12 protein-coding genes are annotated in these 11,886 nt (G+C 33.1%); 11 read left to right on the top strand and 1 reads right to left on the bottom strand.

Annotation, left to right across the window (positions count from 1 at the left end):
- Positions 1-69 precede the first annotated feature (69 nt).
- The 11 genes from ACMOUI_RS02035 (at position 70) to ACMOUI_RS01985 (ending at position 10,451) form a co-directional block, all read left to right on the top strand.
- Complete coding sequence (locus tag ACMOUI_RS02035) at positions 70-702, top strand: polysaccharide deacetylase family protein (protein ID WP_418964082.1); 633 nt, start codon at positions 70-72, stop codon at positions 700-702.
- A gap of 172 nt (positions 703-874) precedes the next feature.
- Positions 875-1,075: a cold-shock protein gene (locus ACMOUI_RS02030; RefSeq protein ID WP_023052090.1), complete on the top strand. Its 201-nt coding sequence runs from the start codon at positions 875-877 to the stop codon at positions 1,073-1,075.
- Positions 1,076-1,317: 242 nt separating this feature from the next.
- On the top strand, positions 1,318-2,670 hold the full coding sequence (gene mgtE / locus ACMOUI_RS02025; RefSeq protein ID WP_418964081.1) for a magnesium transporter: 1,353 nt from the start codon (positions 1,318-1,320) through the stop codon (positions 2,668-2,670).
- Between the two features lie 138 nt (positions 2,671-2,808).
- Positions 2,809-4,002 (top strand): methionine gamma-lyase, encoded by a 1,194-nt coding sequence (gene megL, locus ACMOUI_RS02020; protein ID WP_418964080.1) that lies wholly within the window; start codon positions 2,809-2,811, stop codon positions 4,000-4,002.
- Positions 4,003-4,238: 236 nt separating this feature from the next.
- Positions 4,239-5,579 carry a YjiH family protein gene (locus ACMOUI_RS02015; protein WP_418964079.1) on the top strand — a complete coding sequence of 447 codons (1,341 nt, stop codon included), beginning with the start codon at positions 4,239-4,241 and terminating at the stop codon, positions 5,577-5,579.
- A 126-nt stretch (positions 5,580-5,705) separates the two neighbouring features.
- Positions 5,706-6,350 (top strand): helix-turn-helix transcriptional regulator, encoded by a 645-nt coding sequence (locus ACMOUI_RS02010; protein WP_418964078.1) that lies wholly within the window; start codon positions 5,706-5,708, stop codon positions 6,348-6,350.
- 16 nt (positions 6,351-6,366) lie between these two features.
- A complete protein-coding gene (locus ACMOUI_RS02005; protein WP_418964077.1) occupies positions 6,367-6,942 on the top strand; it encodes a 2-oxoacid:acceptor oxidoreductase family protein in 576 nt (191 codons plus the stop codon).
- Positions 6,942-7,244, top strand: coding sequence for a 4Fe-4S binding protein (locus ACMOUI_RS02000; protein ID WP_418964076.1), 303 nt, complete (start codon positions 6,942-6,944; stop codon positions 7,242-7,244). Before ACMOUI_RS02005 ends, ACMOUI_RS02000 begins: the two co-directional genes overlap by 1 nt.
- A gap of 14 nt (positions 7,245-7,258) precedes the next feature.
- Positions 7,259-8,509, top strand: a complete 1,251-nt coding sequence (porA, locus tag ACMOUI_RS01995; RefSeq protein ID WP_418964075.1) for a pyruvate ferredoxin oxidoreductase — start codon at positions 7,259-7,261, stop codon at positions 8,507-8,509.
- A 4-nt stretch (positions 8,510-8,513) separates the two neighbouring features.
- Complete coding sequence (locus tag ACMOUI_RS01990; protein ID WP_418964074.1) at positions 8,514-9,452, top strand: thiamine pyrophosphate-dependent enzyme; 939 nt, start codon at positions 8,514-8,516, stop codon at positions 9,450-9,452.
- 441 nt (positions 9,453-9,893) lie between these two features.
- Positions 9,894-10,451, top strand: coding sequence for a YbhB/YbcL family Raf kinase inhibitor-like protein (locus ACMOUI_RS01985; RefSeq protein ID WP_418964073.1), 558 nt, complete (start codon positions 9,894-9,896; stop codon positions 10,449-10,451).
- An 81-nt stretch (positions 10,452-10,532) separates the two neighbouring features.
- On the opposite strand, the gene ACMOUI_RS01980 is transcribed toward ACMOUI_RS01985, so the two are convergent.
- Entirely contained in the window at positions 10,533-11,741 is a 1,209-nt protein-coding gene (locus ACMOUI_RS01980) for an Nramp family divalent metal transporter (RefSeq protein WP_418964072.1), read from the bottom strand.
- Positions 11,742-11,886: the final 145 nt, after the last annotated feature.

Below are 11,886 nucleotides of genomic sequence, written 5' to 3'. Positions count from 1 at the left end.
AAAAGAAAAGAGCTATACGAAAAGCCCAAGAGTATGATATATTTAAGTGAGTAAATAAGTAGAGGGAGGATGATTAAAATATTAAAGTATCTATTGATAGTGTGTATGACAAGCATATCCATTTTTGCTCAAGGGGTTAAAAGAATAGCACTGACTTTTGACGATGGACCAAAAGCAAAAATAACAGAGGAAATAATCGAGGTATTAAATGAAAATGATGCTAAGGCAACATTTTTTATCCTGGGAACAAATGGAAAAAGATACCCTAAAATTTTAGAAAAAATTCATGAGAGTGGGCATCAAATTGCGAATCATTCCTATAACCATCCAAACTTAAAAAAGTTGCCTATGAGTGACGTAAAAAAAGAGTTAGAAAGTACAAATAAAATTATCTCAGATGTAACAAATGAAAAAATAGTATATTTTAGACCACCATATGGAGCTCTAGGAAAAACTCAAAAAGAGGAGTTGAGAAAGAGCTTAGGTATGGAGTCTGTTATGTGGAATATATGTCCAAAGGATTGGGAAAAGGCTTCTGATACAAACTATATTGCAAAATTTTTAGTGGAAAATGCAAAAAATAATGGAATTGTATTGTTGCATGACTATGGGAAAACAGCTCAGGCCTTAAAAATTGCTATTCCACAGTTAAAGGCTCAAGGGTTTGAGTTTGTGACAGTGGCTGAATTAAATAAAAAATAAAAAATAAAAAGATTTACTTTTTGATTGAAAAAGTGTATAATATGCAAAGAGTAATAATATGAGTTTTAAAATTTTTAGAAGAGAAACCTATAGGTAACTTGAGTTTGTTTAACCTCTGATTTAAAGATTAAGATTTGTAGAGTTATAAAAAATAATTTTATGGAGGTATCAAATGAAAGGTACAGTTAAATGGTTTAACGAAGAAAAAGGATTTGGATTTATCACTGGTGAGGATGGGAAAGATGTATTCGCACACTTCTCTCAAATCAAAAAAGATGGATTCAAGAAGTTAGTAGAAGGAGAAGAAGTAACTTTTGACGTAGTTCAAGGTGAAAGAGGACCTCAAGCATCTAACATCGTAACTGTAAAGTAATGATATTAAAGCCTTAGAAATTTTCTAAGGCTTTTTTTTTATACAAAAATATAAAACATTTACTTTTTTTCATAAAAAAGGTATAATTTATAAGCTATAAAACAAAATAAATTAAAGGAGAGAAAAGATGGATAGTTACCCCAAACGGATTAAAATTAATAACAATTTAATATTATAGTTTGTAGGGGAAAGATCTAGAAATTTTTCTTCAATTTTCCTCTGCAAAACTCAAGGAGGAAAATATGTTTGAAAGAAAAGTAAAAGAGCTTCTATTAAAAAAAGATTTAAAAGGTCTAAAGGAGGTTCTAAACTTAGAAACTCCAGTGAATATAGCTGAATTTATTGAGGCTAACAATGAAAATGAAAAGGATACGATTATTCTTTTTAGACTCTTACATAAGGAGTTAGCAGCTGAGGTATTTGCAAATTTAGATGCAGAGGAGCAGATAAAAATTGTAGGTTCAATAAATGATGATAAACTTCAATTGTTGCTAGAGGAGCTATATTTTGATGATATGATTGACTTTTTAGAGGAGATGCCTTCAAATGTTGTAAAGAGGGTTCTTGAAAACTATAAGCATGAGAACAGGGCTTTAATAAATCAATTTTTATCATATGAAGAGGATTCAGCAGGAAGTTTAATGACAATAGAGTACCTTTCTCTAAAGAGTAGTCAAACTGTAAAAGAGAGTCTTCAGTATATAAGAGAGTATGCTGAAGAGCTTGAAAGTATAGACGTTGCCTATGTTATAGATAGAAATAAAAAACTTGAGGGAGAGATAACTTTAAAAAAACTTTTAGCATCACCTGATGATGAGATTATAGAGAACATTATGGATAAAAATATACTCTCTGTAAAAACATCAACAAATCAGGAGGAGGCTGTAAAGCTGTTTAAAAAGTATGATTTAACGGTTTTACCAGTTATTGATAGAGAGAATATTTTAGTAGGAATTATTACAATAGATGATATGGTGGATGTAATTGAGGAGGAAAACACAGAGGATTTCCAAAAGATGGCTGCTATGGCTCCAAGTAAGGAGGAGTACTTAGAGACTTCAGTTATACATTTGGCTAAAAACCGTTTGACATGGCTTTTAGTATTGATGGTTTCAGCTACATTTACAGGAACAATAATCAGTAAATATGAGGCGATAATAGAACAGATGGTAGTCTTAGCTGCAGCGATTCCAATGCTTATGGACACTGGAGGAAATGCAGGATCTCAGTCATCAACTCTTATAATAAGAGGGATGGCCTTGGGAGAGATAAAGATGAATGACTGCTTAAAAGTTTTGTGGAAGGAGTTAAGAGTAAGTTTAATTGTAGGATTTGGATTAGGTGCTGTAAACTTTTTACGTATGAACTTTATTTTAAAGCAGGATTTTAAAATGTCTATGCTAGTATCTGTGACTTTGGGAGTGACAGTGATAATAGCAAAGTTAGTTGGAGGTTTACTTCCAATTGGAGCAAAGAAATTGAAGTTGGACCCAGCTATAATGGCAGGACCATTAGTAACTACAATTGTAGATGCATTAGCTCTAGTAATCTACTTCTATTTAGCCATGTTTTTATATAGTGATGTATTGAGATAGAAAAGTCAGATCGTATGATCTGGCTTTTATTTTTTTACCAAAAAACTGTTATATAACAGTTTTTCCTTGGAAATCTTGCTTTAAGGGATAAAAGGGGTATAATTGGATTAAGAATAGGTTTCATAGGGAGGCGTTATTATGGATAAAAATATGAAAAATGGTTTTGGAACAATAGCAATTCATGGTGGAAGTGAAAAAAATCCTTTTGGGACTTTAGCTACACCGATCTATCAGACATCAACATTTATATTTGATTCAGCTGAGCAAGGGGGAAAAAGATTTGCTCTGGAGGAAGAGGGGTATATATATTCAAGACTTGGTAACCCTACAGTGACAGTTGTAGAGAAAAAACTAGCTCTTTTAGAGGAGGGTGAAGCAGCTCTAGCCACAGCTTCTGGAATGGGAGCAATAGCTTCAGTTATGTGGACAGTTTTAAAAGCGGGAGATCATGTTTTAGCGGATAAAACACTTTATGGATGTACATTTGCGCTACTTAGCCATGGACTTACAAAGTTTGGAATAGATGTAGAGTTTATAGATACATCAGATTTAGAAGCTGTAAAAAAATCATTAAAAGCAAATACAAAAGTGGTTTATTTGGAAACTCCAGCAAACCCAAATCTAAAAATTGTTGATATAGAGGCAGTTTCAAAAATAGCTCACACACACAATAAAGATATATTAGTTGTGGTGGACAACACATTTGCTACACCATATTGTCAAAAACCTTTAACACTGGGAGCAGACGTTGTTGTTCACTCAGCTACAAAATACCTAAATGGACATGGAGATGTAATAGCAGGTTTTGTTGTAGGTAAGATGGATTTAGTTACTCAGGTTAGACTTGTAGGAGTTAAGGATATGACAGGAGCAGTTTTAAGTCCTATGGATGCTTACTACATAATTAGAGGTATGAAAACTTTAGAGATTAGAATGGAGAGACACTGTTCAAATGCTAGAAAGGTAGCTGAGTTTTTAAATGCTCATCCAAAGATTGAGAAGGTATTCTATCCAGGATTAAAAACACATCCAGGACATGAGATAGCTTGTAAACAGATGAAAGATTTTGGAGGAATTTTTGCCTTTGAATTAAAAGGTGGAATGGAAGCAGGAAAAACTCTATTAAATAACTTAAAGCTTTGTTCTTTAGCAGTATCATTGGGAGATACAGAGACACTTATTCAGCACCCAGCTTCAATGACTCACTCACCATACACAAGAGAGGAGAGATTGACAGCTGGAATAACAGATGGATTAGTTAGAATCTCTGTGGGACTTGAGGATGTTGAGGATATAATTGCAGATTTAAGAGATGGTTTAGAGTTGGTATAAAAAATAAAAAATAAAATATTGACAAAATAACAAAAATGCCTCATAATGCATTATAAAATTTTAAATATTAGTTCACCTTTATAAACAGAGCCTAAGGCCGATGGCGATGACGTTATAATCCTGTGAACATAAATATTGTGACGCTGCCATAACAATATTCTAGAATTTTGTTATTTGTTATCTTTTAGAGCGTACTTTTGTGCGCTCTTTTTTTACTCAAAAATAGGGAGGCGATAGTGGTACTTAATACTTTTAAATTCGGATTTTATTCTTTTATGGGAATCTGGCTTTTTTTAGTTCCAATTGTAATTGGAGGGGAGTCAGCAATGCTTTTAGGGCACATAAAAAGCTACATAGTCACTGGATATGTAGGAGTAGTTAAATCCTTAATGATAGGGTTTGCTACTGTCACCATCTTCGGAACTATTTTGGGAATAAAGAAAAAAACTTTTAATGATAGAGTTTTAAACGAATTTTTTATAAGTAGTAAATTTGTATCAATAGTGAGAATAGTTGGATCCTTATCATTGATATTGATAGCATATAATTTTTTACCAGGTGTTATAGGGAGTATAATAGCTGATGAGGGAACGGGTCTTATGATGATAGATGAGTTACTGCCAACAATATTGGTAACTTTTTTACTGGAAGTTATGCTTATACCTCTTTTGACCTCCTTTGGATTGGTTGAATTTATAGGAACTTTAATAGCTCCATATATGAGAAAGTTATTTAGAGTTCCAGGATATGCAGCAATAGATGCATTGGCATCCTTTGTGGGAGATGGAACAATTGGAATTGTAGTTACAGATCAGCAATATGAAAAGGGGTATTACACTCAAAAAGAAGCTGCAATAATAGCTACATCTTTCTCTTTAGTGGGTATATCATTTGCTATAATGATGGCTGATCTGTTGAGATTATCCCATATATTTGGGTACTTCTATGGCTCCATTGTAATTTGTACAATTTTAACAGGAGTTGTAATTTCAAGACTTCCATTGAGAAAGTTTAAAGATAGTTACTATAAAGAGGGAGAAGCACCAAATGAGAAAGATACAAGTATGGGCTATGCACTGAGATTGGCTTCAGATGTAGCTGGAAGAACAAAAGCTACAAAGGTTTTAAAAGATTCCTTTATAAAAGTTTTAACAATCTATGTGACTTTCACACCTGTAATAATGCTGGTGGGAACATTGGGATTGGTTTTGGCTGAAAAAACAACAGTTTTCCAGGTTATTACAGCTCCTATGGTACCATTTTTAGAGTTTATAGGTTTTGAAAAAGAGATAGCACAGTATATGGCTCCATCTATGATAATTGGAATCACAGATATGTGGTTACCCGCTGTTTTCATCAAGGATTGTCCAAGTGAATTGGCAAGATTTGTAATAGGTGGATTAACATTTTCTCAGTTGATATACTTCAGTGAAACAGGTATTATTTTGATGAACTCAAAGATTGGGTTTAATTTTTTAGATGTGATGAAAATATTTTTCTTAAGAAGTATAGTTGCATTTCCTATGATCTATGGAGTTGGACTATTTATGTTAAAAATAGGATTATTAGTAAATTAAGGGAGGAAACTCCCTTTTTTTATTGAATAGGAGAAATGAGAAAAAAATTATTATTGTAATAAAAAAATTTTTGACTTTTTGAAATCTATGGGGTATATACCTGTATTGAAAAAGGAGGGGATAAAATTGAAGGGAGACTTAGAGATCTTAGAAGAGTATAGAAAAATAGCGAGATTTATGTCCAAATGTTATGGAGAGAATGTAGAGGTAGTTCTTCATGATTTAAGAGATGTAAGTTGTTCTAGTATTGAGATATTCAACAACCATGTGAGTGGAAGAGAGATAGGTTCTCCTATGAGTGAGTTTGGATTAAAGATTTTAAAAGAGAAGTTATATGTCGATAGGGAGTTTATAACAAACTCAAAGGGTGTTGTGGGAGGTAAGATACTTAGGTCCTCAACATTTTTTATAAAAAATATAGATGAGAATATTATTGGAATGATATGTGTAAATGTAGATGTGAGTAGTTATTTAAACATAGCCTATCAGATGGAAAGTATGGCAAACTTCGGTCTAAATTTAAAAGATGAAAAAGAGCTAATAACAGAGGTGGATTTCCCAAACTCTATAAAAGAGATGATAAATAAGGCTTTGTTAGAGATTTTAAAGGGCAAAGTATCTTGGAGAGAGATAGAGGGGGAGGAAAAACTTAATGTTATAAAAAAACTCCATCAAAAGGGGATATTTGATTTAAGAGGTGGAGTTTTTGAGGTTTCAGAGGCTTTAAATGTTTCTGAATCAACAATATATCGTTATCTAAGTAAAATTTAAAAAAGGATGGTAGATCATGAGTAAAATGGTAGAAATCAGATGGCATGGTAGAGGAGGACAAGGTGCAAAAACAGCTTCTCTTCTATTGGCAGATGTAGCATTTAGTAGTGGGATGTATGTTCAAGGATTTCCTGAGTATGGACCAGAGAGAATGGGAGCACCAATAACAGCTTATAATCGTATAGGGAATGAACCAATTAGAGTTCACTCAAATATCTATGAGCCAAACTTTGTAGTTGTGGTAGATGAAACTTTAATAAAGGCTATTGAGGTTGAAAAAGGGCTTAAAGAGGGCGGAGCTATAATTGTAAATAGTGAGAGAACTCCAGAGGAGTTAAGAGCTGAACTAAGAGGTTACACTGGAAGACTTTACACATGTAATGCTAGAAAGATATCGGAGGAGTGTTTAGGAAAATACTTCCCCAATACACCTATGTTAGGAGCGGTTGTAAAAGTTAGTGAACTTATTCCAGAGGCTGAGTTTATAAAGAATATGGAGGAGTCATTTAAGCATAAATTTAGCACTAAACCTCAAGTTTTAGAGGGAAATATGTGTGCATTAAAGCGTTCAATGGATGAGGTGGAAGGATAATGAAAAATAAAAATGGTAGAATAATAGATGAAACTATAACTTGGCAAGAGATAACACCAGGTGGAGTTGTATATGAGGCAGGAAGTGCTGAAAACTTTAAAACAGGTGACTGGAGAACTATGAAAGTAAACTTTATAGAGGAAAATTGTAAGCAGTGCTTACTTTGTATTCCAGTTTGCCCAGATTCAGCTATTCCAGTGAAGGATGGAAAAAGACTAGATTTTGATCAGGATCACTGCAAAGGGTGCGGAGTTTGTTTTGCAGTATGCCCATTTAAAGCGATAGAGTTTACAAAGGCTTAGGAGGAGAGAGGAAAATGAGTATAAGAGAGAGAATGTCAGGAAACGAAGCTGTAGCCACAGCCATGAGACAGATAAATCCAGATGTGATGCCAGCATTTCCAATTACGCCATCAACTGAGGTACCACAATACTTCTCTAAATATGTGGCAGATGGGAATGTAAATACAGAGTTTATTCCAGTGGAGTCAGAGCACAGTGCAATGTCAGCAGCTATTGGAGCTCAAGCAGCGGGAGCTAGAACTATGACAGCAACTTCATCTTGCGGACTTGCCCTAATGTGGGAGATGCTATATGTAGCTGCCTCAATGAGATTACCTATAACTATGGCACTGATAAATAGAGCATTGACAGGGCCAATAAATATAAATGCGGATCACAGTGATTCAATGGGAGCTAGAGATACTGGATGGATTCAAATATATAGTGAAACAAATCAAGAGGCATATGATAACTTTATTCAAGCTGTAAAAATAGCTGAAGACCCAAGAGTTATGTTACCAGCAATGGTTTGCCAAGATGGATTTATAACTTCACATGCTGTTGAAAATATAGAGTTATTGGAAGATGATAAGGTAAAAGCTTTTGTGGGAGAGTATAATCCAGAGGATTATCTATTAAATTCAGCTAGACCTATAGCTCATGGACCATATGACACAGCTAACTTCTATATGGAGCATAAGGTTCAACAAGCTCATGCTATGGAAAAAGCGAGGCAGGTTATAAAAGAGGTTGCAAAGGACTACGAAAAATTAACTGGAAGAAAATACTCATTCTTTGAAGAGTATAGGATGCAGGATGCAGATGTTGCAATAGTTGTTATAAACTCAACTGCTGGAACAGCTAAAGAGGCTGTTGATGAGTTAAGAGCAGAGGGGAAAAAAGTTGGACTTATTAAGATTAGAGTATTTAGACCATTCCCATTTGATGAGTTAAAATATAGTTTAACAGGAATAAAAGTTGTTGGAGTAATGGATAAGTGTGAGGGATTCTCAGGAGCGGGAGGACCACTTTTTGCAGAGGTTAGATCAGCACTTTATGATTCACATGACAGACCTGAGATATTTAACTATGTGTATGGATTAGGTGGAAGAGATGTAACTGTAGATGCTATAAAAGGAGTGTTTAATGAACTACTTTATGAAGCACATGCAAAACAACTTATAGAGGATCAAGTGGAGATAGCTTACAACCCAGAACTGCTTTTAGCACATACAGCTGATTTTGAAGTTGGTAGAGTTTACAGACACTTAGGAGTAAGGGGGTAGTAAGATGGCATACAATTTTAAAGAGGAAATGAATAAACCAGAGAGATTAACTGGAGGACATAGACTTTGTGCAGGATGTGGAGCAGGAGTTGCTGTAAGAGGGGTTTTAAGAGCCTTAAAAGTGGAGGATAAAGCGGTGATTGCAAATGCCACTGGATGTTTAGAGGTTTCAACATTTATGTATCCATATACAGCTTGGAAAGACTCATTTATTCACAGTGCTTTTGAAAATGCTGGAGCTACATTAAGTGGAGTAGAGGGTGCATATAATGCTTTAAAAAGACGTGGAAAGATAGATGATACATATAAATTCATAGCTTTTGGAGGAGATGGTGGAACTTATGATATAGGATTCCAATCACTATCTGGAGCTATGGAAAGAGGACATGATATGGTATATGTATGCTATGACAATGGGGCATATATGAATACAGGTATTCAAAGATCATCTGCAACTCCAAGATTTGCAGATACAACAACTTCACCAATTGGGAAAGAGAGTAATGGTAAGGTTCAAAGTAGAAAAGATTTAACAGCTATTATAGCAGATCACAATATTCCATATGTAGCTCAAACAACATTCTTAGGAAATATGAAAGATTTACATGAAAAATCAGAAAAAGCTATTTATACAGAGGGAGCAGCATTTTTAAATGTGTTAGCTCCATGTCCAAGAGGTTGGAGATACTCAACAGAAAAGTTGATGGAGATGTGTAAAATGGCTGTAGAAACTTGTTACTGGCCATTATTTGAAGTTATAAATGGAGAGTGGAAACTATCTTATAGACCTAAAAACAAACTTCCTATCACTGAGTTTATAAAGGATCAAGGTAGATTTGCTCACCTATTTAAACCTGGAAATGAACATCTGATAGAGGAGATGCAAAATGAGGTTGATAGAAGATGGGAAGCTCTTTTAAAAAGATGTGGAGAAGAGATTTAAAACTAACTAAATGTTCATAAAAATTGAAAAATTGTGCATGGAAATGGAGTTAATGTTCTTAGATACTTCACAAAATATGAAAAAAGTGTATAATCTAAGATGTAAGGAAACTTACCCTTGAAACGATAACGTTGTGTTAAAGTTTGAAGTGCCCCGACATCTAGAAATAGATAAAAAGCCCCTCAGGTTCTGAGGGGTTTTTTTATATATTATAGGTTATTAGCCTATAATATATAAAGTGGATAATTTAAATCAGATAAATTTGAAGAATCAAAAATATTATAACTTTATTGACTACTTAAATAAAAAAACTACTCCTTAACGAGTAGCAGTTGATTTTATTGAGAAAAATGCAAATTTGGTGCCGAAGGACAAAAAACGAGGAAATAGAATAAACCTAGCGTATAACCTAACAACTTAATTTAAGTAGGAGGTAGCTTTATGAGAAAAATTTTTTTAAGTATGTTTTTACTTCTTGGAATGACATCTTTCGCACTAGAGTTAACAAGTAGTGGAATAAAGAATGGAGTAATTGAGAAAAAATATGGAACTTATGGAAAAGATCAATATCACGGAATGCCAACTCTTTCAATACCTTTTGAATGGGAAAATGCACCTGCAGGAACAAAGCAGTTTGCTCTAGTAATAGAAGATTTTGATGCTGTAGAGGCCGTTGGAGTTATTTGGCTACACTGGTTAACTTTAATACCAGGAGATGCAAAGGCTTTACCTGAAAATGCCAGTGCAACAGATTCAAAATTAATTCAAGGTGAAAATAGTTGGTGGTCTTTAATTGGTGGTAGTTTACCAAAAGAGGAAGTGGCTAGATACGGAGGACCTGTTCCACCTAATAAAACACATACTTACACAATAACATTGTATGCTTTAGATAAAGAGATGAACTTAAAAAAAGGTTTCTACTTAAATGAATTGTATGATGCTATAGAAGGTCATGTTTTAGAAAAAACAGTTTTAAAAGCTAAATATATAAAAGAATAATAAAGCTAAAAATTTAAAGATTTTATTAAAAATCAAATGAGAAGAAAAAAAATAGCTAGATTTTTTCTAGCTATTTTTTAATTAAGCTATGAATAGATATAAGTTTAATCCAGTCATAATGATTCCAATAATAAAAATGGATACATTGGTTAAAGTTTTATTTTTATACTTTCCCATTACTTTTTCACTAGATGTTAGATATAGTTGGGCCGCTATTGTAAATGGTAGTTGAAAACATAGTACAGCTTGGGAGTAAATCAATGCCTTTAGAATATCTTTAACTAAAAAAATAACAAGTAAAGCTCCAAATGATGTAATTATAACTCCAATTCTAGTCTCTTTTTGAGCTATATTATAGTTTTTACCATACATACCAGAATAGATAGTTCCTCCAGCCATTCCTGCAGTGATAGATGATGAAAAACCAGAAAAAAAAAGTCCTAGAGCAAATATAAATGCTGCTTTACTCCCCAATAGTGGAATCAAAAGATTGTGTGCTTGACTTAGATCTGTCACTTGAATTTTTTTATAATAAAAACAAGCTATACTGAGTATAAACATACTTAAATTAATAAGCCACCCCAATATCATTGAAAAAAATGTATCAAAAAATTCATATTTAAATTGTGTTTTTATAATTTTTTCATTGGATAGATCCCACTCTCTACTTTGGATAATCTCTGAATGTAAAAATAGATTATGAGGCATAACAATAGCTCCTAAAATACCTAAAGCTACCAATATTGATGATGGATTTATCGTTGGAGCAACAGATGAAATTATAACATTTTTCCAACTGATATCCACTAGACTTAATTCAAATACAAATGAAAATCCGATTATTGAGACAAATGCAATTATAAATTTCTCCAGCTTTCTATATGTATTTGTAAAAATCATAACATTGGATATAAGGACTCCAAAAATACCTCCCAGCCATATAGGTATTTTAAATAACATCTGTAAAGCTATCGCAACTCCCAAAATTTCTGCTAAAGAAACTGATATATTTGCTAGAATAGCGGTCCACAATAGAGTTTTTGAGACAAGGGGGTGAAAATTTTTTTTAATGGATTCAGCTAAGCAATCTCCAGTTACAATTCCTAAATGTGCTACATTATTTTGTAGAATTATTAAAATAACTGTTCCTAAAGTTATTACCCATAAAAGATCATATCCAAAAGAACTTCCACCAGATATATTAGTAGCCCAATTTCCAGGATCTATAAAACCAACAGTTACAAGAAGTCCAGGACCAATATATTTTAAAATATTAAATTTTTTTTTCATAGTATCTCCTTTATTTTTACATGGTTATTAGATAATACCTTTAAGAGAAAAAAATCCTTTTTAATAGTTTGAAAAATGAAATGAAAAATTTTATTCTAAAAGAAAGAATAGAAATAAAAAGGGAAAATGATATAATAGTGAATGA

Source organism: Cetobacterium sp. (assembly GCF_048470075.1).
In the GTDB taxonomy this organism is placed as follows: Bacteria; Fusobacteriota; Fusobacteriia; order Fusobacteriales; family Fusobacteriaceae; genus Cetobacterium_A.
The sequence above is the reverse complement of the archived record's forward strand: the minus strand, read 5'-3'. Positions and strand labels throughout refer to the sequence as shown.

Coding starts and splice junctions, on each gene's coding strand:
- ACMOUI_RS02035 (WP_418964082.1), top strand. CDS start 70: ATGATTAAAATATTAAAGTATCTATTGATAGTGTGTATGACAAGCATA.
- ACMOUI_RS01990 (WP_418964074.1), top strand. CDS start 8,514: ATGGCATACAATTTTAAAGAGGAAATGAATAAACCAGAGAGATTAACT.
- ACMOUI_RS01980 (WP_418964072.1), bottom strand. CDS start 11,741: ATGAAAAAAAAATTTAATATTTTAAAATATATTGGTCCTGGACTTCTT.
- ACMOUI_RS02000 (WP_418964076.1), top strand. CDS start 6,942: ATGAAAAATAAAAATGGTAGAATAATAGATGAAACTATAACTTGGCAA.
- ACMOUI_RS02005 (WP_418964077.1), top strand. CDS start 6,367: ATGAGTAAAATGGTAGAAATCAGATGGCATGGTAGAGGAGGACAAGGT.
- mgtE (WP_418964081.1), top strand. CDS start 1,318: ATGTTTGAAAGAAAAGTAAAAGAGCTTCTATTAAAAAAAGATTTAAAA.
- ACMOUI_RS01985 (WP_418964073.1), top strand. CDS start 9,894: ATGAGAAAAATTTTTTTAAGTATGTTTTTACTTCTTGGAATGACATCT.
- megL (WP_418964080.1), top strand. CDS start 2,809: ATGGATAAAAATATGAAAAATGGTTTTGGAACAATAGCAATTCATGGT.
- ACMOUI_RS02030 (WP_023052090.1), top strand. CDS start 875: ATGAAAGGTACAGTTAAATGGTTTAACGAAGAAAAAGGATTTGGATTT.
- porA (WP_418964075.1), top strand. CDS start 7,259: ATGAGTATAAGAGAGAGAATGTCAGGAAACGAAGCTGTAGCCACAGCC.